The sequence below is a fragment of the Streptomyces sp. NPDC047042 genome, from assembly GCF_040644035.1.
In the GTDB taxonomy this organism is placed as follows: Bacteria; Actinomycetota; Actinomycetes; order Streptomycetales; family Streptomycetaceae; genus Streptomyces.
The window spans coordinates 151028-176994 of record NZ_JBEYVP010000008.1 but is presented as its reverse complement, the minus strand read 5'-3'; the positions used below and the strand labels follow the sequence as shown (position 1 = coordinate 176994).

The following is a 25967-nucleotide window of genomic DNA, read 5'->3' as shown; positions in this document are numbered from 1 at the left end:
AAACCACAACCCACCGACGGGCCGGTGGGCTACCCCACCGAACCACCGGGGCCCAACCCCACCAAGCCCAACCACAACCCACCCACCCGCCGGTGGGCTACCCCGCCAAACCGCCGGGGGCGACCCCACCGAACCGAACCACACCCACCGACCCGCCGGTGGGCTACCCCACCGAACCACCGGGGCCCAACCCCACCAAGCCAAACCACAACCCACCCATCCGCCGGTGGGCTACCCCGCCAAACCGCCGGGGGCGACCCCGCCGAACCGTCGGCGGCTACCCCACCGACGAGTAAGCCACAACCCCCCGCAGCAGCCCCTCCACGGCCTTGCGCGCGTTCTTCGCGACCGTCGACGACTCGCCGCCGACGACCGGTGCCGCAGCCGAGATCTGCCCGAGGACGTCGATGACCTGCTTGCACCACCGTACGAAGTCACCGGCCGGCATCTCCGCCTCGCGCAGCACCTCGTCGAGGCCCTTGCCGGAGGCCCACTCGTAGGCCGCCCAGGCGAAGCCGAGGTCGGGCTCGCGCTGGCCGACGCCCTCGCTCTGGGTGATCCGGAACTCCTCCTCCAGCGCGTCGAGCCGGCCCCAGATGCGGACCATCTCGCCGAGCGCGGCCTTGGCCTTGCCGGAGGGCACCTTCGGTGCCATCGCGTCGTCGGCCGCCCGGGACTCGTACACCAACGCCGAGACGCACGCGGCGAGTTCGGCGGGCGACAGCCCGTCCCACACGCCCGCGCGCAGGCATTCACTCGTCAGCAGATCCAGCTCGCCGTAGAGCCGGGCAAGTCGCTTGCCGTGCTCGGTCACCTCGTCGGCGCGCAGATAGTCCAGCTCGGTGAGCAGGGCCACGATGCGGTCGAAGGTACGGGCGATGGTGTTGGTGCGGCCCTCGATGCGCCGTTCCAGCTGCGAGGTGTCGCGCAGCAGCCGGTAGTAGCGCTCGGCCCAACGCGCGTGGTCCTCACGGTCGTTGCAGCCATGGCAGGCGTGGGCGCGGATCGCGGTGCGCAGCCGGGCGATCTCGCGGTCGTCGGCCGCCTGGGACCGCTGTTTGCGGGCCCGCTCGGGCGGGATGTGCCCGGCCTTGGAGCGCAGCGCGGAGGCGAGGTCGCGACGGGACTGCGGAGAGCGCGGGTTGAAGGACTTGGGAACCCGCATCCGCTCCAACGGCTCGACGGGTACCGGGAAGTCCATGGACGCGAGCCGCTTCACCTGCCGTTCGGACGTCAGCACCAGCGGGCGCGGGCCGTCGTGCTGCTCGAACCCGCGGTGGCCGTTGGACCGGCCGGCGGGCAGCCCGGGGTCCAGGACGAGGGCGAGGCCCGCGTACTTGCCGGTGGGGACGTGGATGATGTCGCCGGGCTTGAGCTTCTCCAGCGCGACGGCGGCCTCGGCGCGCCGCTGGGCGGCGCCCTGCCGGGCCAGATCGGTCTCCCGGTCCTTGAGTTCGCGGCGCAGCCGCGCGTAGTCCTCGAAGTCGCCGAGGTGGCAGGTCATGGACTGCTTGTAGCCGTCCAGGCCCTCCTCGTTGCGCTGCACCTGCCGGGAGATCCCGACGACCGACTTGTCGGCCTGGAACTGCGCGAACGAGGTCTCCAGCAGCTCGCGCGAACGGTGGCGCCCGAACTGGTCCACGAGGTTGACCGCCATGTTGTACGACGGCTTGAAGCTGGAGCGCAGCGGGTACGTGCGCGTGCCGGCCAGTCCCGCGAGGTGATCAGGACTCATCCCGCGCTGCCACAGCACCACGGCATGACCCTCGACGTCGATGCCACGCCGCCCCGCACGCCCCGTCAGCTGCGTGTACTCGCCGGGGGTGATGTCGGCGTGCTGTTCGCCGTTCCACTTGACGAGTTTCTCGAGCACGACCGAGCGGGCGGGCATGTTGATGCCGAGCGCGAGGGTCTCGGTGGCGAACACGGCCTTCACGAGGCCCTGTACGAAGAGTTCCTCGACGACCTCCTTGAACGTGGGCAGCATGCCCGCGTGGTGGGCCGCGATCCCTCGCTCCAGGCCTTCGAGCCACTCGTAGTACCCGAGGACGTGCAGGTCCTCGGTGGGGATGGACGCGGTGCGCGCCTCGACGATGGCCCGCACCCGCTCCCGCGCCTCGTCGTCGTTCAGCCGCAGTCCCGCGTAGAGGCACTGCTGTACGGCGGCCTCGCAGGCGGCGCGGCTGAAGATGAACGTGATGGCGGGCAACAGGCCCTCGGCGTCGAGCCGTTCGATGACCTCGGGGCGTCCGGGCGTCCACACGCGTGAGCGCGATCTGCGTTCCCGCTCACGGTCGGCCTCGCGCATGGCGCGTCCGCGTCTGCGGTCCTGGAAGGAGGGCCGCTGGGCCTCCATCCGCGCGAGCCGGGCGAGATCGGGGTTGACGGCCTTGCGGCTGCCCTCGCCCTCCTCGAAGAGGTCGTACATCCGGCGTCCGGCGAGCACGTGCTGGAACAGGGGAACGGGCCGGTGCTCGGAGACGATCACCTGGGTGTCGCCGCGCACGGTGTCGAGCCAGTCGCCGAACTCCTCGGCGTTGGACACGGTCGCCGACAGCGAGACGAGGGTGACCGACTCGGGAAGGTGGATGATCACTTCCTCCCAGACGGCGCCGCGGAAGCGGTCGGAGAGGTAGTGCACCTCGTCCATGACCACATGGCCGAGGCCCAGGAGGGTCTGTGAGCCCGCGTACAGCATGTTCCGCAGCACCTCGGTGGTCATCACGACCACGGGGGCATCGGAGTTGACGCTGTTGTCGCCGGTGAGCAGGCCGACCTTGTCCGCGCCGTAACGACGGCACAGGTCCGAGTACTTCTGGTTCGACAGTGCCTTGATGGGTGTCGTGTAGAAGCACTTCTTGCCCTGCTGGAGGGCGAGATGGACGGCGAACTCGCCGACGATCGTCTTGCCCGACCCGGTGGGGGCGGCCACCAGCACGCCCTTCCCGGCTTCGAGCGCCTGGCAGGCCTCGATCTGGAAGGGGTCGAGGCCGAAGTCGTACATCTCGCGGAAGGACGCGAGCGCGGTGGCCTGCTCGACAGCGCGCTTGCGTGCTGCCGCATACCGCTCGGCCGGGGAGAGGTCCTCTGTCATCGTGCTTTCGAGACTACCGGCCCCCACTGACAACAGGACGATCATTATCCGGATCGATGCCTGGTAAACCCGGGATCCGCGCAGCTCAGGCAGACGCGGAAGCGGCCGGGGCGCCGGGTTGGCACCCTGGCCGCTTCCGCGTCAGGTTTTTTTGGGGGCGAACCTCAGGTCACGTCGTCGTAGCCGTTGACCCGGTCCGTGCCCGCCTGTTCGGGCAGGGCGCGGCTGGCGGAGACGGTCTCGACCTCGCCGATGTCCTCGGGGGTAAGGTCCAGGTCGGAGGCCTCGTCGTCACCGGGGCCGGCCTCGTCACGCCGACGCTTGCGCCGGTCGTTCGCCAGCGAGAAGGCCACCGCGCCGAAGTACAGGATCCAGATGGGTCCCGCGAGCGCCATCATGGTCAGCGGGTCCGTACTGGGCGTAGCGATCGCCGCGAACACCGTGATGCCCATGATCATGGCGCGCCACCAGCCGGCCATACGCTTACCGGTGAGAATCCCGGTGAGGTTGAGCATGATCAGCAGCAGCGGAAGTTCGAAGGAAAGACCGAAGACGATCACCATGCGCGTGACGAGGTCGAGCAGGTCGTCCAGCGGAAGCAGGTTGTCGACGCCGAACGGCGTGAACTCGATCAGGACCTTCGCGGTGGTGGGGAGCACCCGGTAGGCGAAGTAGGCGCCACCGAGGAACAGCGGGACACCGGAGGCGACGAACGCGTACGCGTACTTCTTCTCACTCTTGTGCAGACCCGGCGCGACGAACGCCCAGAGCTGGTAGAGCCAGATCGGCGAGGCGAGCACGACACCGGCCATGAGCGACACCTTCAGCGCGAGCGTGAAGGGCGCGAGCAGGCCGTTGATCGTGATCTGCGCGCAGGGGGTGTCCCCCTGCTTCTGCTGCTTCGCCAGCTCGGAGAAGGATGACGGGCATCCGACCGAGTCGAGCACCGGCTTGGTGAAGAAGTTGATGATGTCGTTGTAGAAGAAGGCGGCCACGACCGTGACGATCACGATGGCCAGCATGGCCTTCGCGACCCGGTTGCGGAGTTCGCGGAGATGCTCCACGAGGGGCATCCGCCCCTCGGGATCCTTCTCCTTCTCCTCCTTGTTGCGGGCAGACTTGAGCAACCCACGTCCTCATCTCGTGCGGCAGGCCGGAGGGGATCCGGCCTTGCGTCAGCGTCAGCGCTTGGTCGTGTCCGTCGGCTCGGTGACCGGGCGCGAGCTGGTCACGTCACCGGGGGCGGCCTGGATGGTGCGCTGTGCCGGGGGCTGCTCGTCGGTGTGCGGCGGAGCGGCGGGGGCGGGGTCCTGGCCCTCGGACTTCATCGCCTTGGCCTCGCTCTTCAGGATGCGCGCGGACTTGCCGAGCGAGCGCGCCATGTCCGGAAGCTTCTTCGCGCCGAACAACAGGATGATGACGACGAGGATGAGAATGATCTCGGGAGCTCCGAGCCTTCCGAACATAAGTCTTTACCTTCTCACCGAGGCGGCTGGGTGGGGGTGCTGTCCGATCGTTCGGACAGGTGTCCGACCGTCGTGTTCACAGCGATCGTAACGCTCGGGGGTAAACCTGAGGCAATCCCTGTGCGTACTCCCGGTTTGCGGTCCGGGCCTCGTTTTCCGACCGCGATCAGCAGCGTACCTGCCGACCCCGACAAGGTGACAGGGCGAAGTCGCCCAAAACACATCAACCCATGGACTCACAGAATTGCCGCCGCACAGTCACAGCGCATCGACGGAACGTGCCGTATGCACGGCGGCCCGCTCCAGATCCTCGGCGGCCCGATTGATCCGCCGAGCCGAGTCCGCGACCTGCACCCCCAGACGCCGCGCCTCCAGAAAAACCCGAACGGCAAGCACCCCGAGAACGACAAGCCCCAAAAACCCCACAGCGATCGCGAACATCGGCCAGAACATAGCCCGAGACTAGCCGGTCCCATCAGCCCATCCGACGACCCTCCCAGCCGTCCGACGACCCTCCCAGCCCGTCCAGCGGCACTTCCAGCCCGTCGACGACCCTCCCAGCCCGTCCAGCGGCACTTCCAGCCCGTCCGGCGTTTGAGGACGAGGCCCGTTCAGGGCCGTAAGGGGGGTCTGGGGGCACAGCCCCCAGGGATGGGACGGGTAGGGGCGGCGGGGGCGAAAAACCCCACCCCGCCCCAGCAGACCCGCCGACCCCGCGGAGCGCCCCTCAGGCCGGCCCCGCCAACCGCAAGGTCTTGACCCCACCCCCGGTGAGCAACTCGACAACCCGCTCCCCGGCAGGCTTACGAACGGTCACATCACAGTCAGGACACGTGAAGGAGTAGAACGTGGTCCGACTACTCGCCCCGATCGCCAACCGCAAAGCCCCCGCAGTCAACTCGAAGTTGCCACGACAGTCCGGACAGGCGGCCCGAAACACGACGGGAGCCACTCTTCTCATACCGGCGAAGGCAGCCGCCACGGTCATGTCCCGCACACCGTCCCGCACACCTGACATCGGAGACTCGCTCAACGCCCCTGCTCCCGCCTGTCGTACAGCCCGTCCTGGACCAGCCCGTCCTGGACCAGCCCGTCCTGGACCAGCCCGTCCTGGGCCCCGTGTGCCCCGGAGGGGCCCGCCTGCGCCCCGGGGGCGGCCGACGGGACGTCGTACGCCGCCAGTGCCTCCTGGGCGGCCTGGCGGGCACTGTCCGCGAGGTCCTGCGGCGAGACGATGCGCCCGTCACGCCCGAGCCGCAGCGCCAGGCGGCGCAGCGACGCCGGATCGGGGGTCCGCAGGGTGATACGCAGCCCGCCGTCGGGAAGCTCATCCGCGCTGTCGTGCGGGTAGTACTCGGCGACCCACCGTCCGCCCGGGCCGACCTCGACGACGACCTCGGGATCCTCGGCGGCCGGCTGCACCAGCCCCTCCGACAGATCCCGCAGCTCTATCTCGGGCGGGGCGGCCGGCTCGTCCAGGATCCTGATCTCGGCGACCCGGTCGAGGCGGAAGGTGCGACGCGCCTCGGAGCGCCGGCACCAGGCCTCGACGTAGGTGTGGCCGACGCTGACCAGGCGGATCGGGTCGATCTCCCGTTCGGTGACTTCGTCGCGGGCGGGCGAGTAATAGCGAATCCACAGGCGGCGGCGTTCGGAGATCGCCCGGTCGACGTCCGCGAACACCCCGCCCTCCGACTCGAAGGTCACCGAGAGCCGCGCGCTGGCCCCGGCGGCCTCGCCGGCCGCCGTCTCCACCTTGGCGGTGGCCCGCAGCAGCGCCTGCCGGTCGCTTTCGCGCAGTCCGGGCAGCGTGGACACCGCGCGGGCGGCCACCAGGAGCGCGGTCGCCTCGTCGGCGGCCAGCCGGAGCGGTTCGGCGGCCTCCTCGCCGAGGGCCGCGGGGTTGTGCCACCAGATCCGCTCGCCGTCGGTGTCGATGTCGAGCAGATCGCCGCCCCGGAAGCTCGTGCCGCACATGGGCAGCACGTCCAGGTCCGAGACCAGCTCGTCCTCGGTGATCCCGAACGCGCGGGCGACATCGCCGACGCGCGCGCCGGGCCGCTCGCGCAGATACGTCACCAGGGACAGCATGCGCCGCGTCTGGTCGATGGCGTTCACGGGCCTGGCCGGTTTGCCTGCCACTTGCTTGCGCTCCCCCTCAGCCCTTGGCCACGGCACGCAGCCGGTCCACCACGTCGGCACGCAGCTCGGCCGGCTCCACGACCACCACGTCCGGCCCGAACTCCACCAGCCAGGCGTCCAGCCCATGCCCGTACGGAATCTCCAACTCGTCCCAGCCGTCGCCGAGTTCCCGCACCGCGGACGCCTTCGCCCGAAGGGGGTAGCCGGCGTCCTTGCGCAGCCGGATCAGCGCGGACCGGTCGGCGGTCTCCCCCGCCCAGCTGGCGACGGTCTCGCGGACCGTGACGACATCGGGCACCTCGGCGGTGTAACTCGCGCTGCGGCTGCGGACCTTGCCGGTGATCCGGGACAGCCTGAACACCCGTTCGGCGCGCCGGTCGCGGTCCCAGCCCGCCAGATACCAGTGGCCGCGCCAGCACTCCAGCGCCCACGGCTCCACCTGACGGGGTTCCGGGCGGGCGGCGTTGGCCTTGCGGTAGTCGAAGACGACCGGGCGGCGGTCCCGGCAGGCCAGCATCAGCGGTTCGAAGGCGGCCTCGTGCACCGGAATGCGCGGCTCCAGGGCGCCATGGGCCCCGTACGGGTCGACGTCCTCGGGGAGCCCGGCCGCGCGCAGCTTCTGCAGTGCGCCGCTGGCCGCGCCGGCGAGGCGGGCCTGCTGCCAGACCTTCGCGGCCAGGCCCAGGGCGGCGGCCTCCTCGGCGTCGAGGGTGATGGGCGGCAGCCGGTTGCTGTCCCGGCCGGCCCGGTAGCCGACCTCGCCATCGAGGTTCTCCACCGTCTCGATGACCAGACCGAGTTCGCGCAAATCGTCCTTGTCGCGCTCGAACATCCGGTTGAAGGAGTCGTCGCTGCCCGCTTCGAGATAGGCCTCGATGGAGTCACGCAACTCGCGCTTGCTCAGCGGCCGGCGCGTCCCGAGCAGACACAGCGCCAGATTCATCAGCCGCTCCGCCTTGGCAATGGCCATCGACGCCCTTCGCCTTCCTATGGTGCTTACGACGGATGACCGTACCGCTCCGAAGTGGCGCGGCAAAAGCCGAGGGCCCATGCCCGGACAGGCATGGACCCAGGATGATCGACTCCGGTCGGACCCCGCACCTACCTCGTACGACGATCCGACCTGATCCCGATCCCATTCGACTGTCGTACGACGATCGGACCGGACGGTCAGACCGCGATCAGGTCGACCACGAAGATCAGCGTCTCGCCCGGCTTGATCGCCGGCGTGGGGCTCTGGTTGCCGTAGGCGAGGTGGGCCGGAATGGTCAGCTCACGCCGGCCGCCGACCTTCATGCCCTGCACACCCTGGTCCCAGCCCTTGATGACCCGGCCGCCGCCCAGCGGGAACTTGAACGGGGTGCCCCGGTTCCAGCTGGCGTCGAACTCCTCACCCGTGCTGAAGGAGACACCCACGTAGTGGACGGTGACGTTCTGACCCGCCACCGCTTCGGCGCCGTCGCCCTCCCAGATGTCCTTGATCTGGAGGTCCGCCGGGGGCTCGCCTTCGGGGAAGTCGATCTCGGGCTTCTCGATGCTCACGTCTAAGGCTCCTGCTGGTGATGGAACAAAGGCAACAAGGACAGTCTTTCATCCCCGGCGCCATGCCGCCCGCGCCAGGCCGACCTCCCCGAAGGGGTCACATCTTCGCGAGGATGTCCACCGAGAACACCAGTACGGAGTCCTTCTCGATACCACTGCCCTGCGGCGGGTTGTCGCCGTAGCCCAGCGCCGGCGGAATCGAGATCATCACACGGCTGCCGACCTTCTTGCCGGTCAGCCCCTGCGCCCACCCCTTGACGACCTGCGACAGCCCGAACGAGACCAGCTGCCCGTTGTTGTACGACGAGTCGAACTCCTTGCCCGTGTCCCACAGCACGCCCTTGTACTGCACGAGGACCGACTCGGTCTCCTTGACCACCTCGCCGTCGCCCTCGATGACATAGTTCGCCACCAGCTTCGTCGGCGCCGCCGACTTCGGGACCTCGATCGAGGGAGCCGCGCCGTCCGTGTTCGTCCCGACCTTCGGCAGAGCCGGGTCGTCCTGGGGGACGACCTTGCCCTTCGCCGAGCTCTTCGCGTTGAAGGTGTCCTGGACGTCCACGACGAACACCAGCGTGTCGGTGCCCTTGATCCCCGCCTGCGAGTTGCCGGACGTGCCGTAACCCCACGTGGGCGGGATGGACATCTCGACCCGGCTGCCGGCCTTCTTCCCCGTCAGCGCGTACCGCCAGCCGTCGATGATCTTGCCCTGCGCGAGCTGGATGACCAGCGCGGTCCCCCGGTCGTACGAGTTGTCGAAGACCTTCGCGGAATCCCAGATCTGGCCCAGGTAGTTCGCCACGACGTAGTCGTTCTCCGCGACCGTCTTGCCGCCGCCCGCGAGGAGCGTCTTCACGGCGAGATCCTTCGAGGGTTCACCGCTGCCCTTGGCCACGGTCGGCTTCTCGCCGAACTTCGCCCCCGCGGTGACCGCCGGCAGCGGACCGTCCACGATCTTCGGCGCGGGCGCGGCGGACGGACCCGACGCCGAAGGGGACGGGCTGCTGTCACTGGCCTTGCTCTTGTCGGACTTGTCGTCGCCGCATCCGGCGAGCGTGACAAGTCCGGCAGGTACGGCAAGGAGAACTGAGCGTCGGCGCACGGTGAAAGCCTCGTATCGGTGTCGATCTTGTGTTGCTGGCGTGCGCGCAACTCTACGGCGTGCGAAGGGCGCCGTACCGAAAACGTACGGCGCCCGTGTTGCGTTCCGGAATGACATCCGGCCGCAAATCTCACATACCGGCGATCAGCTTCTCCACCCGCTCGTCGACACTGCGGAACGGGTCCTTGCACAACACCGTGCGCTGCGCCTGGTCGTTGAGCTTCAGATGCACCCAGTCGACCGTGAAATCACGACGCTGCTCCTGAGCCCGCCGGATGAAGTCACCACGCAGCCGCGCCCGAGTGGTCTGCGGCGGAACCGACTTGCCCTCGAAGATCTTCAAGTCGTTGCAGATCCGCGCCGCTTGACCCTTCCTCTCGAGCAGGTAGTAAAGACCCCGCCTGCGGTGAATGTCGTGATAGGCGAGGTCTATCTGAGCGACGCGCGGATGCGACATCGTCATATTGTGCTTGGCCCGGTACCGCTCGATCAGCTGGTACTTCATCACCCAGTCGATCTCGGTACCGATCCGGTCCAGATCCTCGGCCTCGATGGAGTCCAGCACCCGGCCCCACAGCTCCAGCACCTGCTCGACCGTGCCCGTACGGATCCCGCGCCGCTCGACGAAGTCCACGGCCTTCTCGTAGTACTCGCGCTGCACATCCAGCGCCGAGGCCTCCCGGCCACTGGCCAGCCGCACCTTGCGGCGGCCCGTGATGTCGTGACTGACCTCGCGGATCGCCCGGATCGGGTTCTCCAGGGTCAGATCCCGCATCACCGTGCCCGCCTCGATCATGCGCAGCACGAGGTCGGTGGCACCGACCTTAAGCAGCATCGTCGTCTCGGACATGTTCGAGTCGCCGACGATGACATGCAGCCGACGGTAACGCTCGGCGTCCGCGTGCGGTTCGTCACGCGTGTTGATGATCGGCCGGGACCGGGTCGTCGCCGAGGAGACGCCCTCCCAGATGTGCTCCGCCCGCTGACTCACGCAGTACACGGCACCGCGCGGCGTCTGCAGCACCTTGCCCGCACCGCACAGCAACTGGCGGGTGACGAGGAACGGAATCAGGATGTCCGCGAGCCGGGAGAACTCCCCGTGCCGGGCCACCAGATAGTTCTCGTGGCAACCGTAAGAGTTGCCCGCCGAGTCCGTGTTGTTCTTGAAGAGGTAGACGTCGCCCGCGATTCCTTCCTCGTGCAGGCGTCGTTCGGCGTCCACCAGGAGTCCTTCGAGAATGCGCTCGCCGGCCTTGTCGTGGGTGACGAGTTCCGTCACGTTGTCACATTCCGGTGTCGCGTATTCCGGATGTGAGCCCACGTCAAGATAGAGGCGTGCGCCGTTTCGCAGAAAGACATTGCTGCTACGGCCCCATGACACGACACGGCGGAAGAGGTACCGAGCCACCTCGTCGGGAGACAGACGCCGCTGTCCCCTGAACGTACACGTGACGCCGTACTCGTTCTCCAGCCCGAAAATGCGGCGGTCCATGACTGAACATTACGCCCGATCCCCCGAGCTGAAACGGGATCCGGCAGCACGGTTTGGATCATTTTCCGATGAGACCGCAACCACCGCACCCCCCGCGGGAGCCGCCAGCACCCGCCCGGTGACCAGCAGAACCAGCAACGACACGGCCCCCGCACCACCCGGCACGACGAACCCCCACAGCGTTCCGCCCCACTCGACGACCGGCCCCGCCAGGCCCGTTCCCAGCGACGCACCCACGGTGAACGTCGTCACAAGCCAGGAGAAAGCCTCGGTGACCGTCCCCCGCGGGGCATGCCGATCCACCAGCACGAACACACACGCGAGAGCCGGCGCCAGGAACACACCCGCCAGCACCATCAGCAACGTCATCGCGACCGCACCCGGCATCAACGTCAACGGCACGTAACACACCGCCAGAAGCCCCACCAGCACCGTCAGCCGCCGCTCCGCGGGCCCACTCCACCGCCGCGCCCCATACACCGTCCCACCCAGCAGCGCACCCAGCCCCACGGCCGCCATCAGCCAGCCGTACACCGCGTCCCCGCCGTGATCGTCCGCGTACGACACCGACGCCACCGTGATCGACCCCATCGCGATCCCCACGAACAGGAACGCCCCCAGCATCACCAGCAGCCCCGGCGAGCGCAGCGCACCCAGCCAGTGCGCCTCACGCGGCGCCGAACGCCACGCCCGCGAAGGCGGCGACAGCACCACCGACAGGGCCCCCAGGACCCCGATCACGTTCAGCACGAGCAACGCGGCCTGCGCCGACCACAGCGACGCGCACAGCGTCACCAGCAACGGCCCCACCGTGAACATCACCTCCTGCGCCACCGCGTCCATCGCGTACGCCGTGTGCACCTGCTCCTCCTTACGGAGGACGGACGGCCACAACGCCCGCAGACCACCCTCCAACGGAGGCGTGAAAAGCCCGGCGACCGCCACAGCGGCATAGGAGACCGGCAGCGGATCGATCCCCGCGAACGCGAACGCCCCCATACCGAACGCGGACACGATCGCCGTCGACAACTGGACCCGCGGCTGCCCGTACAGGTCGACCAGCCGCCCCAGCAGCGGCTGCCCCACGGCGTTCGCCACCCCGTACACCGCCGCGAGACCGCCCGCCAGGCTGTAGGTGCCGCCCTCGGCCCGGACGAACAGCACGATCGCGATGGCCGCGGTGGCGTTCGGCAACCGGCCCACCAGGGTGCCCACGAGCAGCCGCACCGCATGCCGTGCCCTGAGGATCTCCAGGTATCCCGCCGCCATGACCAGCCCTTCCCGTCACCCGCCCCGTCACCCGCGACGCCGGAAGTTGTACGTATAACGTCGCCCGTCATACGTACCATGTGCCCAGTCCGCACGTCCACACGAAAGAGCAGGCCCCCGGTGGTACGAGGCAGCACCCGACCCACCAGCCGTGACGTCGCCCGGGCCGCAGGCGTCTCCCAGGCCGCCGTCTCCCTCGTCCTCGGCGACAAATGGCGCGGCCGCGTCTCCGAGACCACCGCCGAACGCGTACGCACCGCCGCCCGCGACCTCGGCTACCGCCCCAACCTCGCCGCCCGCAACCTACGCCTCGGCCACACCCGCACCGTCCTCCTCGTCGTCCCCGTCCTCACCACCGAGTTCTTCGCCGGCGTCTACACCGGAGCCGCCCGCGTCGCCGCCGAACACGGCTTCGGCGTCGTCCTCTACCCCTCCCCCGAAGGCATCGGCCCCGCCCGCGACCCCTTCCACTCCGCCCAGGCCGCCCTCGACGGCGTCATCGCCTCCTCCATGGCCGCCGACGCCCTCACCACCATCCGCGGCGACCAACTCCCCCTCGTCATGCTCGACAGCGACCCCCACGGCAGCCTCGGCGCCGCCACCGTCAACCTCGACATCGCCGACGGCGTACGCCAGGTCGCCGACCACCTCCTCACCCTCGGCCACCGCCACTTCCTCCACCTCGCCGCCGACATCCCCTCCTGGACCTTCGCCGTACGCGCCCAGGAACTCGCCACACGCCTCGCAGGCGCCCCCGACACCGCCCTGCGTACCATCCACGCACCCATCACCATCGAAGGCGCCCAACAGGCCGTCACAGCCGCCCTCACCGGCCCCGGCCCCCACCCCACCGCCCTCGTCTGCGACGACGACAAACTCGCCACCGGCGCCTACAAAGCCATCCGCCGCCTCGGCCTGCGCATCCCCGACGACCTCTCCGTCACCGGCCTCGACGACCTCGCCCTCGCCACCGCCATCGACCCCGAACTCACCACCGTCCGCCTCGACGCCGAACTCTTCGGCGAACGCGGCATGCAAGCCCTCCTCGCCGTCCTCGACGGCCGCACCCCCACCCAGGGCGACATCCCCGTCCAACTCGTCGTACGAGGCTCCACAGCGCCGCCCGCCGACCGCCCCTGAGGCATCCCCCAAAACGACCGAACCCCGGCCGCCACAGGCAACCGGGGTACGAATCAAAAACAGACAACAACGCACTGCGGCGGACTACTCGTCCTCGGCGGCGCTCTCCGCCTCCGTCGTAGCCCCATCGGCCTCCAGCAGACGCCCCAGCTGACGACCCACGATCCGCTTGAACTTCCGCTGCTGCGGCCTCGTACGATCCAGCACCGCGACCTCCAGCCGCTCCGCGGGAATCTCCCGCTCCGTACCGTTCGTATCCCGCGACAGCGCCTGAACCGCCAGCTTCAGCGCCTCCGCCAACGACATACCGTCCTGATGACGCTGATCCAGATAACTACTGATCTGCTCGGCGTTACCACCGACCGCCACCGAACCGTGCTCGTCGACGATCGAACCGTCGTGCGGCAACCGATAGATCTGGTCACCGTCCGGCGTCGCACCGACCTCCGCGACGACAAGCTCCACCTCGTACGGCTTCTCCGCAGCCGAAGAGAAGATCGTGCCCAACGTCTGCGCGTACACGTTCGCCAGACCCCGAGCCGTCACATCATCACGGTCGTACGTGTACCCCCGCAGATCGGCATACCGCACCCCACCGATCCGCAGATTCTCGTACTCGTTGTACTTACCGGCAGCCGCGAAGCCGATCCGGTCATAGATCTCGCTGAACTTGTGCAGCGCACGGGACGGGTTCTCGCCGACGAACACAATGCCATCGGCATACTGCAGCACAACCAGGCTGCGACCACGCGCGATGCCCTTACGGGCATACTCCGCCCGGTCGGCCATCGCCTGCTGGGGTGAGACATAGAACGGCGTCGACACCGATTAACCGTCCCTTCCTGTCGAATCTGTCGAAGTCACTGGACCACCTGAACCACGAGAGGCACTACAGCAGCGCGGCACGCGGGCCGTCGGGCTGCTCAAGACGCCGCTCCAGAATCGAACGGGCGATCCCGGCGGACTCCTCGTCCCCGAGCCTGCGGAAACCGTCCTCGGTGATCACGGTGACAATCGGGTAGATCCGACGCGCGACATCAGGACCACCGGTCGCCGAATCGTCGTCCGCCGCGTCGTACAACGCCTGAATGACCAGCGTCGTCGCGTCCGCCTCACTCAGATCACGGCTGTACAGCTTCTTCATCGCACCACGCGCGAAGATCGACCCCGACCCGGTCGCCGCGTAACCCTGCTCCTCGGAACGCCCACCCGTCACGTCGTACGAGAAGATGCGCCCCTTCCCACGGTCCACGTCGAACCCCGCGAACAACGGCACCACGGCAAGACCCTGCATCGCCATACCGAGATTCGAACGAATCATGGTGGACAGCCGGTTCGCCTTGCCCTCCAGCGAGAGCTGCGCACCCTCCACCTTCTCGAAGTGCTCCAGCTCCAGCTGGAACAGCTTCACCATCTCGACGGCGAGACCGGCGGTGCCGGCGATCCCGACAGCCGAGTACTCGTCAGCCGGGAACACCTTCTCGATGTCCCGCTGCGCGATGACGTTCCCCATGGTCGCTCGCCGGTCACCGGCGAGAACCACACCACCCGGGAAGGTGACGGCGACGATGGTCGTGCCGTGGGGCGCCTCGATCACACCCTGGGTGGGCGGCAGTTGCCGCTTGCCCGGGAGCATCTCCGGCTGATGATCCGACAGAAAGTCCATGAAGGACGACGACCCGGGCGTCAGGAAGGCAGCCGGTAGACGCCCGGTGCTACGAGTGTTGGCTTCCACGCGTTTCCTTCCACGTATGTCGCAGCCCGCCTTATGACGTCGGGCCGATCCTTGAACTGCCCCAGCGCTGCATTACAGCCGAAGCACAGTACGCCTCGGACCCTACCCGTCTCGTGGCAGTGATCCACATGCTCGGCCGGACCGGAAAGACAGATACAGCAAATTCCGTGCTGCTCCGCGACCATCGCGTCCAACTCCGCTGGCGTGAGGCCGTATTTGCGCTGGAAGTAGCCGACCCGATTCCGTTCGGCTCGGCACTGTCGGCAGTAGCTCGCCCAGCCGTCCGACGAGGTCTTGTTCCGCTCCCACTGGGAATGCGGCTTGACCTCCTCGCACTGCGGGCAGCGCTTGTGCCCCCTCGGCACCGGCACCTTGACCCGGACAGTCTTGCCCTTGGCTTCCTGGCTGCGCCGGTAGTACTCGGCAGCGCACTCGCGACAGTTGGCCTGTAGGCCGTCAGGCCGTGACCTGTTACTCGCGAATGCGCTGGCCGGGAGCACCTTCTGGCACGCCGAGCACTTCCTGACCCGCTCGTTCACAGATGTGACTACTGTCCACCCTTTTGAACAAACGACCTCACGAAATCCTCAGCGTTCTCTTCCAAGACGTCATCGATCTCGTCCAGGACAGAGTCCACGTCGTCGCTCAGCTTCTCCTGGCGTTCCTTGAGGTCCTCGGATACCTGTGCCTCAGGTGCCTCCTCGACCTCCTCCGTGCTGTGCGTCGCCTTCTGCTGTCCGCCGCCGGTGTCCTTGGTCGCCATAACCCTCACCCCGCTCGGTTCGACGTTCTTGATCAGACCCTACAAGCAGGGTCCGACATTGGCCCCGTAGTTGCCACAACGTCCGGGAACCACCTCGATGATTCCCGGACGCGGCACTTTCCACCCTGCCCGGCCGCCCCGGCCCAAAGCCCCGCTCAGTGGCCCGACAGGACCCTGACCAGGTCTTCTGCCGTTCGGCAGCGGTCCAGGAGCTCTTTGACGTGATTACGCGTTCCGCGAAGCGGCTCCAGGGTTGGAACCCGCTGGAGCGAGTCCCGGCCCGGCAGATCGAAGATCACCGAGTCCCAGGAGGCCGCGGCGACGTCGTCCGCGTACTGCTCGAGGCAGCGTCCGCGGAAGTAGGCGCGTGTGTCCTCCGGGGGCTTCGTGCGGGCCCTCTCGACCTCGTTCTCGTCCAGCAGCCGCTTGATGCGGCCACGGGCCACGAGGCGGTTGTAGAGGCCCTTCTCGGCCCGTACGTCGGCGTACTGGAGGTCGACCAGGTGCAGCCGGGCGGCGTCCCAGTCGAGGTCGTCGCGGCGCCGGTAGCCCTCCATGAGTTCCCGCTTGGCGACCCAGTCGAGCTCGCCGGCGAGGCTCATGGGGTCGTTCTCCAGGCGGTTCAGGGTGTCTTCCCAGCGGACCAGGACGTCCTTCGTCTGATCGTCGGCGTCGGCCCCGTACCGTTCCTCGACGTATTTGCGCGAGAGTTCGAAGTACTCCATCTGAAGTTGAACGGCGGTCAGTGTCCGTCCGCTGCGGAGCGTGACCAGGCGCTTGAGTGTCGGGTCGTGGGAGACCTGGTGGAGGGTGCGTACGGGCTGGTCGACGGCGAGGTCGACGGCGATGAAGCCGTCCTCGATCATGGAGAGGACCAGGGCTGTCGTACCCAGTTTCAGGTACGTCGAGATCTCCGACAGGTTCGCGTCGCCGATGATCACGTGGAGGCGGCGGTACTTCTCCGCGTCCGCGTGGGGTTCGTCCCGGGTGTTGATGATCGGGCGTTTGAGGGTGGTCTCGAGGCCCACCTCGACCTCGAAGTAGTCGGCTCGCTGGCTGAGCTGGAAGCCGTGTTCGTGGCCGTCCTGGCCGATGCCGACGCGGCCGGCGCCGGTGACGACCTGGCGGGAGACGAAGAACGGCGTGAGGTGGCGCACGATGTCCGAGAAGGGGGTTTCCCGCTTCATCAGGTAGTTCTCGTGCGTGCCGTAGGAGGCACCCTTGTTGTCGGTGTTGTTCTTGTAGAGGTGGATCGGCTGGGCGCCGGGGAGCTGGGCGGCGCGTTCGGCTGCTTCGGCCATGATGCGTTCGCCGGCCTTGTCCCAGAGGACGGCGTCGCGGGGGTTGGTGACTTCGGGGGCGCTGTATTCGGGGTGTGCGTGGTCGACGTAGAGCCGTGCGCCGTTGGTGAGGATGACATTGGCGAGGCCGATGTCCTCGTCGGTGAGCTGGCTGGAGTCGGCGACTTCTCGGGCGAGGTCGAAGCCTCGCGCGTCGCGCAGCGGGTTCTCCTCCTCGAAGTCCCAGCGGGCCCTGCGGGCCCGGTGCATCGCCGCCGCGTAGGCGTTGACGATCTGGGACGAGGTGAGCATGGCATTGGCGTTCGGGTGGCCGGGGACGGAGATCCCGTACTCCGTCTCGATGCCCATTACTCGCCGTACGGTCATGCGGCCCTCCTTGCCCGGCGGTGTCCTCGGTCGGGGACGCCGCTCAAGTACCGGTGGTGCTCCGGTGCGTGTGCGGTGCCCGTCCCCGCACTGCGCGACTCGGCGGTACGAAAGAGCCTAGAACGCCTTTGCGCTGGTGGGGAGATCATTTGCGTCATTGCCTCGCTCCGGCTGTGGCCTGAAAAACAGTTGGCTGCGGGTACCCGGTGAGGGGCACCCGCAGCCACCCGGTTTTTTACAGGTACTGACCGGTGTTGGCCACCGTGTCGATGGAGCGTCCGGTGTCGGCGCCCTGCTTTCCGGTGATGAGCGTACGGATGTACACGATCCGTTCGCCCTTCTTTCCGGAGATTCGGGCCCAGTCGTCGGGGTTGGTGGTGTTGGGGAGGTCCTCGTTCTCCTTGAACTCGTCCACGCATGCCTGGAGGAGGTGGGAGACGCGGATGCCCTTCTGCTTGTGGTCGAGGAAGTCCTTGATCGCCATCTTCTTGGCCCGGCCCACGATGTTCTCGATCATGGCGCCGGAGTTGAAGTCCTTGAAGTAGAGGACTTCCTTGTCACCGTTGGCGTAGGTGACCTCCAGGAAGCGGTTCTCCTCGGATTCCGTGTACATGTGTTCCACGGCCGTCTGGATCATGCTGTGGACCGTGGCCACCTTGTCGCCGCCGTGCTCCCCCACGTCCTCGGGGTGCAGCGGGAGGCGGTCGGTGAGGTACTTCTGGAAGATGTCCTTGGCGGATTCCGCGTCCGGACGTTCGATCTTGATCTTCACGTCGAGGCGGCCGGGGCGCAGGATGGCGGGGTCGATCATGTCCTCGCGGTTGGAGGCGCCGATGACGACCACGTTCTGCAGGCCTTCCACGCCGTCGATCTCGGCGAGGAGCTGGGGGACGATGGTGTTCTCCACGTCCGAGCTGACGCCGGATCCGCGGGTGCGGAAGAGGGATTCCATCTCGTCGAAGAAGACGATGACGGGGGTGCCCTCGCTGGCTTTCTCCCTTGCACGCTGGAAGACGAGGCGGATCTGCCGCTCGGTCTCGCCGACGTACTTGTTGAGGAGTTCGGGTCCCTTGATGTTGAGGAAGAAGCTCTTGCCCTGGGCCTGGCCGGTGACCTCGGCGACCTTTTTGGCCAGCGAGTTGGCGACGGCTTTGGCGATGAGTGTCTTACCGCATCCGGGGGGCCCGTAGAGCAGGACGCCCTTGGGCGGCCTGAGTTCGTGCTCCTTGAAGAGGTCGGGGTGGAGATAGGGGAGTTCGACCGCGTCGCGGATCATTTCGATCTGGTTGCCCAGGCCGCCGATCTGCTCGTAGCCGATGTCGGGTACTTCTTCGAGGACGAGTTCCTCGACCTCGCTCTTCGGTACGACTTCGTAGACGTAGCCGGAGCGGGGTTCGAGCAGGAGTGCGTCGCCCGGGCGGATGACGACGTCCAGGAGTGGTTCGGCGAGCCGTACCACCCTTTCCTCGTCGGTGTGGCCTTGTACCAGGGCGCGTACGCCGTCCTCGAGGATCTCCTTGAGGGTGACGATGTCGCCGACGCTCTCGAACTCCATGGCCTCGACCACGTTGAGTGCTTCGTTGAGCATCACTTCCTGGCCGCGTCGTAGCTCTTCGAGCTCGACGCTGGGGCTGACGTTCACGCGGAGTTTGCGGCCTCCGGTGAAGATGTCGGCTGTGCCGTCCTCATTGGCCTCCAGGAAGACACCGAAGCCGGCCGGGGGCTGTGCCAGCCGGTCGACCTCTTCCTTGAGGGCCACGATCTGGTCGCGGGCCTCTCGGAGTGTGTTGGCGAGCCGCTCGTTCTGTGCGGACACGCCGGCCAGATTGGTCTGCAGCTCGACGATCCGCTCTTCGAGAATCCTCGTGTGTCGCGGAGAGTCGGCGAGCTTGCGCCGCAGGACGGCGATCTCCTGCTCAAGGTAGGCAACCTGCCCGGACGGGTCGTCGGACCCTCGTCCCGGGCGGATGCCGCGGTTCATGTCGTCGTCGTGGGCTGCCACGGTCCTCACCTCCTCCAAGGGGAGCTGGACGCTTCCAGACCCTACCTGGGTGGGTGTCGATTGAAACCCCTAGATCACAAAGACTGTCGGGGTGTGTCCGATCTTCACCCTTGCGCTTCCCCTCACGCCAGGGGAATACCCACAGAACATGATTGGGAAGCGGCCGGAGGTAGGGTCGAAGTGTTCAACACCCGTCAGAGCTGGGCCGACTTGCCGTCGGATTGTCCTGCTCGGGACAGAATCGGCAGGGGATGTGACTGTGCAGGAGGAGGCCATGGCCGGCGGTGAGGCCTTGGAGGTCTGGATCGATCAGGACCTGTGTACGGGGGACGGAATCTGTGTCCAGTACGCGCCGGAGGTGTTCGAGCTGGACATCGACGGGCTGGCCTACGTGAAGAGCCCCGAGGACGAGTTGTTGCAGGCCCCGGGGGCGACGACGCCGGTTCCGCTGCCCTTGCTGACGGATGTGGTGGACTCCGCGAAGGAGTGTCCGGGGGACTGTATTCACGTACGTCGAGTTTCGGACAGGGTCGAGGTTTTCGGCCCGGACGCGGAGTGATGGTCCGACCACTCCGCGCTACCTACGGCTGATTCACGCCCCTGCGGTTGTCTGGTTTCTCACAGGCTCTTGGTCGTACGGATTTGTCGCGGTCGCCTGCTGATCACTTGCGCCCGGGTCACGCGCTGCGTGCGCCGGCGGGTGTCGAGCGGAGGAACGCGCCGTTCTTCCACTGCCATTTGGCGCGCTCGTCGATGTCGGGGCAGCAGCGGGGGACGTCGAGGGACGAGTAGCCGAGGAGGGTGGCCGTGACGGCGCCGTCGGTGACGGTGAGGTCGGTGACGGTGAGGCGGTCCTTGGGGTCGACGAGGGTCGCGACGATGCGCGGCTGCTCGGCGTCGGCTGCCTGGGTGAGGACGTACACGCCGTTGGGCGGGGTGCCGGAGCCGGCGTCGCAGCGGACGGAGGCGACCGTTTCGGGTCTGCCGTCGCCGTCGAGGTCTCCGGTGGCCTTCTGCTGTACGAGGATCGGGAGGGGGCCGCACTGGAGGGGGAAGTCGACTCCGGTGGGGTCGGGGGGTGCCACGGCCGCGGCGGGTCTGCCCGTGGGGCCGGCTGCCTGGGCCGCGGTGGCGGAGCCCGGCTGGAGGGCCGAGGAGAGGGCGACGACGCCGGCGAGGGCGGTGGCCGTGGCGAGCCAGTGGATGGGGCGGGTGTGCGTGTGTGCGAGTTCCGGGACGGCGGATTGCTGCACTCGGAGTGTCTCCCGTGGAGGGCTGTGCCGGTGGGGTGTCCCGCATAGTGCCACACGTCACAGCGTGGCGGAACGGCGGGGCGGGTGGTGTCCGGTGTCGGCACGGGTGCCGTTGTGGCGTCAACGGGAAAGTGGTGTGGCCGAGTTCCCGGTGATCTGCGGGAACTCGGCCACGGTGTCCTTGCGTTGAGCGGTCAGCGGCCGTTGCCGCCGTCGGCGTTGGGGCCGGTGTAGTCCTCGCCGTAGGAGCCCTTGGAGGGGCGGCGGCGGCGCATGGGGGGCTCGACGCCGTCGGCGAGGCGGCGGGCGGTGAGCAGGAAGCCGGTGTGGCCGATCATGCGGTGGTCGGGGCGGACGGCGAGGCCCTCGATGTGCCAGTTGCGGATCATCGATTCCCAGGCGCTCGGCTCGTTGAAGCAGCCGATCTCGCGGATGGACTCGACGGTCCGGGCGAGCTGGGTGGTGGTCGCGACGTAGCAGCAGACGATTCCGCCGGGGACGAGGGCCTTGGAGACGGCTTCCAGGCATTCCCAGGGGGCGAGCATGTCGAGGACGACGCGGTCGACCTCGGTGTCGCTGAGGTTGTCCTGGAGGTCGCCGACGGTGAGCTGCCAGGCGGGGTGGGGGCCGCCGAAGTAGCGCTCGACGTTCTGCTGGGCGATCTCGGCGAAGTCCTCGCGGCGCTCGTAGGAGTGCAGCATTCCCTGGTCGCCGATGGCGCGCAGCAGGAAGCTGCTGAGTGAGCCGGAGCCGACGCCCGCTTCGACGACGCGTGCGCCGGGGAAGATGTCGGCGAAGGCGAGGATCTGCCCCGCGTCCTTGGGGTAGACCACGGCGGCGCCGCGGGGCATGGACAGGACGTAGTCGGGGAGCAGGGGGCGCAGCGCGAGGTAGGCGACGTTTCCGGTGGTGCGGACAACGCTGCCCTCGGGTGCGCCGATCAGCTCGTCGTGCGGGAAGGAACCCTTGTGGGTGTGGAAGTTCTTTCCGGCTTCGAGCGTGAACGTGTAGTGGCGGCCCTTGGGGTCGGTCAGCTGAACCTGGTCCCCGACCTTGAAGGGCCCGCGCCTGCGGGCGGCACCGGTCGGTTCGGACATGTGAAGAGCCTACCGGTGTTGACGGGGGCCGCCGACCATCGAGCGGCTGGGGGTGGGGACGGGGTTCGGGGTGGGCTTCGCAGGTGGGGCCCTGTGATGGGAATCATCTTCACAAAATCTACAATCGACATGCATGGTTCCGCTTAGTACTTCTTCGTACTTCAAGGGTTTTGCCGCCCTTGGGATGAGTCGGTCCTTATGCATGCAAGTGGGTGATCATGACCACCTCCGCAGACGGCGTTGACGTTTTCCCGTCCCGTCGCACCGCGCGGATGGTGAAGCGTCAGGCGGTGTGGAAGCCGGGCTTCCTGCCGTTCCTGGTCACCGCGGGCCTCGCCTACGCCTTCTCCTCCACGCTGTACTCCCCCAAGGTGACGCTGATGGGCTGGGTCGTCACCGTCCTGTGGACGCTGCCCGTCGTGAGTTCGCTCGTCGGTGTCACCGGCGCGCTGCTGACGCGGCGTCGTATCGCGCGCCAGCGGGGCTGGGTGGAGGCCGCGCCGGCGCTGGACGACCGGCTCGTGGTGCTGGTGCCGACCATCGGCCGTGACGACACGTATCCGGCGCTGGAGCGGTCGGTGCTGTCGTACTGCGCGTTCCTGCCGCGCTGGTTCCCCGAGCTGCGTATCGACGTGCTGACGGAGGAGGGGTGCGAGGCCGCCGGCCGTATCGACGCGCTGGCCGCCCGCAGTCCGCTGATCCGGGTGGTGACCGTGCCGAAGGTGTACCGCACGGCCAACGGCACCCGGTTCAAGGCTCGCGCCAACCACTACGCCCACGAGCTGCGTATCGCCGAGGGTGAGGCGCTGGACGACGTGTGGGTGCTGCACATGGACGACGACACGGGGGTGGGCCCCGACACCGCCGAGCAGGTCGCGCGTTTCATCAACGCGCAGCGCCGCGCGGGTTCCGAGGGCAAGCACCTGGCGCAGGGCATGCTGACGTATCCGCGGGAGAACGCGGTGAACCGTCTGACGTGGCTGGCCGACGCGATACGTCCGGCCGACGACATCGCCCGCTTCGCGGTTCTCACCGGCGGCGGTACTCCGCTGGCCGGGCTGCACGGCGAGCTGCTGCTGATCCGGGCGTCCATCGAGGCGACGATCGGCTGGGACTTCGGCCCGGACTCCATCTGTGAGGACGCTCATCTGGCTCTGGTCTTCGCCAGCCGCTACAAGGGGCGCAGCGACTGGTTCTCGGGGCGGAGTTACGGAGCGTCCCCGGCGACGATGCGGGACTTCCTCAAGCAGCGGGAGCGCTGGTCGTGGGGTCTGGTGGGGCTGGCGTTCAACCGCACTCTGCCGCGCCGTTCCAGGGCGCTGCTCATGTACAGCGTGACGACGTGGGTCATGGGGCCCTTCCAGCATGTGGGGGTGGTTCTGGCGGTCGGCGCGCTGCTGGGTGACCTGAACACGTCGCCGGTCACGCCGTGGATCCTGCCGCTGTGGGCGGTGACCATGGGGTACGCGGTGTGGATGTACTGGGAGGGGCTCAAGATCAACGCGTCGGTGTCGGTGAACGGCCGTCGTCTGTGGTGGGAGCCGGTCGCGGTGATCGCCCTGATGCCGTTCTTCGCGCTGTGGGAGGCGGTGGGTTCCTTCCGGGGGCTGCTGCGGTTCTTGCGCGGGGCGGAGAACCAGTTCGTCGTGATAGCGAAGCCGGCCTGAGGATGCGTACACGTCTGCGGAGCCTTCGTCTCCCCGTTCCCCTTGTCCTCCTGGCTGTCCTGCTGACGGGATGTGTCGCTCCCGGAGCCAGGGCCCCGGCGACGGCCGGGGTGTCCCCGGCGGCGGCTCCTTCGTCGCCCGCGTCCGCCTCCGCGTCCCCAGGAAGGCTTCCGGCGCCCGAGCGGGTTGCCCGGCCCTGGCGGCCGGGGGATCCCCAGCTCGGGGCGCAGGTGCTCTGGTACTCCTACGCGGGCGAGACGGACGCCTCGGTGCGCGCCAACGCGCTGCGCCTGGTGAACTACATGGTCGGCAAGCACATGAACGCGGTGTCGGTGACTTTCCCGTTCGTGACCGCGGGGCCGTCGGCGAGCGTGGTGGGTGCCTCTGCCAGGACTCCCTCCGTACGGCATCTGGGGCTGTTCCTGGACACCGCGGCGGCGGCCGGGCTGCGCATCACTCTGCGTCCGCTTCTCGATGAGCGGAGTCTGGTCGCCCGGGATCCGCTGGCCTGGCGCGGCTCGCTCACGCCTGCCGACAGGGCGGCCTGGTTCCGGTCCTACGAGGCGTTCCTCGCGCCGTATCTCGCCCTCGCGGACCGTCATCACGCGAGCACGTTCGTCCTCGGGGCGGAGCTGACGTCGCTGGAGGACGATCCGCGCTGGCGTTCGGTGGTGGATGCCGCGCGCAGGTCGTTCTCCGGTGAGCTGTCCTACGACGCGAACTGGGACGACTATGTGTCCCGGCATGTCCCCGTCCCCGTGGACCATCTGGGCATCGACGCGTACTTCCCGTTCCGCCACCTCGGGGACGATGCCTCCGTCGCGCGGATCGCCGAGGGCTGGCAGCGCTGGCTGGACCAGAAGAGCACCGGGAAACTGCCCCGGATCGTCCTGAGCGAGGTCGGCATCATCGCCGAGGACGGCGCCTATCGTCACCCGGCGGTGTGGACGGGCGGCGGGAAGCTCAACCCCACGGTGCAAAAACGCTGGTTCGAGGCGGCCTGCCGGGTCGCCCAGGACCGGGACATGGCCGGCCTGTACTGGTGGAACCTCGACTTCCACACCGACCCCACGGCCGGTACGCCCGCCGGTTCCCGCACCTCCTTCCTCGGCCGTCCCGCCGAGGCTGTCATCGCCTCCTGCTTCCGGACCTGGCCGAGATGAACGAAGAGCGCAACGGACGCCGGGCGTCCGATCCGAACGCCGAACCCGGTCCGAGGGCCGAGGGTGGGCTCCGTCTGGCACCCGGGAGGCCCCGGGGCGCCGATGCCTGGCGTATCGCGGACACGCTGCCGCTCGCGCGGCCGGCCATGACCGACCGGCTGCCGATGCTGCTCGTGCAGCCGGAGCCCGTACCCGTACCGGTATCTGTATCCGTCCCCGTGGCCGTGGCCGCGCCTGTGGTCGAGTCGTCCCCCTCTCCTGCAGCCCAGTCCGGGTCGTCCGAGGCGGGTGGGCGGCGGTTTCTGGCCGTGGACGGTCTGCGGGGGGCGGCTGTGCTGGCCGTCCTGTTGTTCGACGCCGGGGTGGGCGGGCCGTATGTGTCCTGGGCCGGTGCGGGTGTCGGCGTCGATGTGCTGCTGGTGCTGACGGGTTTCCTCACCACTCTGCCGTTGCTGCGCAGGGCGACGGCGACCGGCAGGACCGGCGCCGTCGGCTTCCTGGTCCGCAGGGTGAAGCGGCTGGTTCCCGCTCTGTTGGTGGCGGTGGCCATGGCGCTCATGGGTTTTTGGGCTCTGGGTTCCTCGCGCATCGTGCGTGATCTGGCCGGGGAGGTCGGGTCGGTCGTCGCGGGCCGGAACGGCTGGGCCGGTTGGGTGCAGGGGCGGGTGGTGGGTGTCGTCCCGACGATGGACTCGCCGCTTGCTCCGCTGTGGTTGCTGGACGTGAGCGCGCGTTCCGTCCTGGCGTGGTCGCTGGTGCTGGCGGGCCTGTGTCTGGTGGCCCGGCGCCGGCTCGCCGGGGTGGCGTTGGTCGTCGCGCTCCTCGCCGGGGCGGTGACCGTGGCCGCGGCGTACGGGGTGTTGCCGGGCGTCGGGGTCGTCACCGGTATGCAGACGCTCGCTCTGCCGGCCGGGGTCGCTGCCGCCTGCGTTGTTCACCTGGCCGAGCGTGGGGGCCCTACGGTGTCCCGGCCGGTCGGCCGGCTGCTGCTGGTGGCCGGGCCAGGGGCGGTGGCGGCCCTGGTGGTGTCGGCCGTGCTTCTCGGTGGAGGGCACACCGGTAACCGTTACGTGGTGGCGGTCGTGCTGGGCGCCGCTGTGCTGACGGCGTTGCTGTGCGGCGGCCGGGGGCCGTTGGTCCGGCTGTTGTCGGGCGATCTGCTCACGGAGATCGGCCGGATGTCGTACAGCCTCTTTCTGCTGCATCTGCCGGTGTACTGGCTGCTGCGGCGCGGGCAGTCGCACGGCCTGGGGGCTCTCACCCTGTTCCTGGTCGGGGGCGCGGTGACGTGGTTCCTGTCGCTGCTCGTCCACTACCTGCTCGTCGAGCGCCTGGCCGCCGGTCCGTGGCGCCGTGGGCGAGCGTCCCGCTGA

Annotated in this window: 24 protein-coding genes; 5 read left to right on the top strand and 19 right to left on the bottom strand. The window is 68.3% G+C overall.

The genetic code is table 11. The features are described 5' to 3' along the window. Positions 1-277: 277 nt before the first annotated feature. From ABZ855_RS11350 to ABZ855_RS11300, 11 genes are all read right to left on the bottom strand, one after another. Positions 278-3139, bottom strand: a complete 2862-nt coding sequence (locus tag ABZ855_RS11350; protein WP_360804586.1) for a DEAD/DEAH box helicase — start codon at positions 3137-3139, stop codon at positions 278-280. Positions 3140-3258: 119 nt separating this feature from the next. Next, complete coding sequence (gene tatC / locus ABZ855_RS11345; RefSeq protein WP_360804583.1) at positions 3259-4221, bottom strand: twin-arginine translocase subunit TatC; 963 nt, start codon at positions 4219-4221, stop codon at positions 3259-3261. A gap of 54 nt (positions 4222-4275) precedes the next feature. Further along, positions 4276-4560 carry a Sec-independent protein translocase subunit TatA gene (tatA, locus tag ABZ855_RS11340; protein WP_360804580.1) on the bottom strand — a complete coding sequence of 95 codons (285 nt, stop codon included), beginning with the start codon at positions 4558-4560 and terminating at the stop codon, positions 4276-4278. 258 nt (positions 4561-4818) lie between these two features. Next, positions 4819-5013 (bottom strand): hypothetical protein, encoded by a 195-nt coding sequence (locus tag ABZ855_RS11335; protein WP_360804577.1) that lies wholly within the window; start codon positions 5011-5013, stop codon positions 4819-4821. Positions 5014-5287: 274 nt separating this feature from the next. Then, positions 5288-5578: a hypothetical protein gene (locus ABZ855_RS11330; protein ID WP_360804904.1), complete on the bottom strand. Its 291-nt coding sequence runs from the start codon at positions 5576-5578 to the stop codon at positions 5288-5290. An 11-nt stretch (positions 5579-5589) separates the two neighbouring features. Next, entirely contained in the window at positions 5590-6702 is a 1113-nt protein-coding gene (locus ABZ855_RS11325) for a WYL domain-containing protein (RefSeq protein WP_360804574.1), read from the bottom strand. A gap of 16 nt (positions 6703-6718) precedes the next feature. After that, positions 6719-7672, bottom strand: coding sequence for a WYL domain-containing protein (locus ABZ855_RS11320; RefSeq protein WP_360804571.1), 954 nt, complete (start codon positions 7670-7672; stop codon positions 6719-6721). Between the two features lie 200 nt (positions 7673-7872). Further along, positions 7873-8244, bottom strand: coding sequence for an FKBP-type peptidyl-prolyl cis-trans isomerase (locus tag ABZ855_RS11315; protein ID WP_319207805.1), 372 nt, complete (start codon positions 8242-8244; stop codon positions 7873-7875). A 97-nt stretch (positions 8245-8341) separates the two neighbouring features. Beyond that, positions 8342-9346: an FKBP-type peptidyl-prolyl cis-trans isomerase gene (locus ABZ855_RS11310; protein WP_360804568.1), complete on the bottom strand. Its 1005-nt coding sequence runs from the start codon at positions 9344-9346 to the stop codon at positions 8342-8344. Positions 9347-9476: 130 nt separating this feature from the next. Beyond that, positions 9477-10838: a Pup--protein ligase gene (gene pafA, locus ABZ855_RS11305; RefSeq protein WP_360804565.1), complete on the bottom strand. Its 1362-nt coding sequence runs from the start codon at positions 10836-10838 to the stop codon at positions 9477-9479. Between the two features lie 9 nt (positions 10839-10847). Next, complete coding sequence (locus ABZ855_RS11300) at positions 10848-12107, bottom strand: MFS transporter (protein WP_360804562.1); 1260 nt, start codon at positions 12105-12107, stop codon at positions 10848-10850. Between the two features lie 120 nt (positions 12108-12227). Here ABZ855_RS11300 and ABZ855_RS11295 point away from each other — a divergent pair, with 120 nt between their 5' ends. Beyond that, positions 12228-13247, top strand: coding sequence for a LacI family DNA-binding transcriptional regulator (locus ABZ855_RS11295; RefSeq protein WP_360804559.1), 1020 nt, complete (start codon positions 12228-12230; stop codon positions 13245-13247). Positions 13248-13331: 84 nt separating this feature from the next. Here ABZ855_RS11295 and prcA read toward each other — a convergent pair whose 3' ends face one another. The 6 genes from prcA to arc all read right to left on the bottom strand — a co-directional run bounded on the left by prcA (position 13332) and on the right by arc (position 19414). Next, the gene (prcA, locus tag ABZ855_RS11290; protein WP_360804556.1) at positions 13332-14072 is read right to left on the bottom strand and encodes a proteasome subunit alpha; all 741 of its coding nucleotides are present in this window, start codon (positions 14070-14072) and stop codon (positions 13332-13334) included. 64 nt (positions 14073-14136) lie between these two features. Next, entirely contained in the window at positions 14137-14982 is an 846-nt protein-coding gene (gene prcB, locus ABZ855_RS11285) for a proteasome subunit beta (protein WP_360804553.1), read from the bottom strand. Continuing rightward, on the bottom strand, positions 14934-15347 hold the full coding sequence (locus ABZ855_RS11280) for an endonuclease VII domain-containing protein (protein WP_360804902.1): 414 nt from the start codon (positions 15345-15347) through the stop codon (positions 14934-14936). The genes prcB and ABZ855_RS11280 overlap by 49 nt, the downstream gene beginning before the upstream one ends. Before the next feature lie 182 nt (positions 15348-15529). After that, positions 15530-15745, bottom strand: coding sequence for a ubiquitin-like protein Pup (locus tag ABZ855_RS11275; RefSeq protein WP_319207791.1), 216 nt, complete (start codon positions 15743-15745; stop codon positions 15530-15532). A gap of 155 nt (positions 15746-15900) precedes the next feature. Then, a complete protein-coding gene (dop, locus tag ABZ855_RS11270) occupies positions 15901-17412 on the bottom strand; it encodes a depupylase/deamidase Dop (RefSeq protein ID WP_360804549.1) in 1512 nt (503 codons plus the stop codon). Between the two features lie 235 nt (positions 17413-17647). Then, the gene (arc, locus tag ABZ855_RS11265; RefSeq protein WP_360804546.1) at positions 17648-19414 is read right to left on the bottom strand and encodes a proteasome ATPase; all 1767 of its coding nucleotides are present in this window, start codon (positions 19412-19414) and stop codon (positions 17648-17650) included. Between the two features lie 253 nt (positions 19415-19667). On the opposite strand from arc, the gene ABZ855_RS11260 reads away from it, so the two are divergent. Further along, positions 19668-19973, top strand: a complete 306-nt coding sequence (locus tag ABZ855_RS11260; protein WP_319207785.1) for a ferredoxin — start codon at positions 19668-19670, stop codon at positions 19971-19973. A 118-nt stretch (positions 19974-20091) separates the two neighbouring features. On the opposite strand, the gene ABZ855_RS11255 is transcribed toward ABZ855_RS11260, so the two are convergent. Next, the gene (locus ABZ855_RS11255; RefSeq protein WP_360804543.1) at positions 20092-20667 is read right to left on the bottom strand and encodes a hypothetical protein; all 576 of its coding nucleotides are present in this window, start codon (positions 20665-20667) and stop codon (positions 20092-20094) included. A gap of 194 nt (positions 20668-20861) precedes the next feature. Further along, positions 20862-21764: a tRNA (adenine-N1)-methyltransferase gene (locus ABZ855_RS11250; RefSeq protein ID WP_318324597.1), complete on the bottom strand. Its 903-nt coding sequence runs from the start codon at positions 21762-21764 to the stop codon at positions 20862-20864. A gap of 218 nt (positions 21765-21982) precedes the next feature. Here ABZ855_RS11250 and ABZ855_RS11245 point away from each other — a divergent pair, with 218 nt between their 5' ends. The 3 genes from ABZ855_RS11245 to ABZ855_RS11235 all read left to right on the top strand — a co-directional run bounded on the left by ABZ855_RS11245 (position 21983) and on the right by ABZ855_RS11235 (position 25967). Beyond that, positions 21983-23431 (top strand): glycosyltransferase family 2 protein, encoded by a 1449-nt coding sequence (locus ABZ855_RS11245; protein ID WP_360804540.1) that lies wholly within the window; start codon positions 21983-21985, stop codon positions 23429-23431. Between the two features lie 230 nt (positions 23432-23661). Next, a complete protein-coding gene (locus ABZ855_RS11240; protein WP_360804537.1) occupies positions 23662-24594 on the top strand; it encodes a hypothetical protein in 933 nt (310 codons plus the stop codon). Next, positions 24591-25967, top strand: a complete 1377-nt coding sequence (locus ABZ855_RS11235; RefSeq protein WP_360804534.1) for an acyltransferase — start codon at positions 24591-24593, stop codon at positions 25965-25967. The genes ABZ855_RS11240 and ABZ855_RS11235 overlap by 4 nt, the downstream gene beginning before the upstream one ends.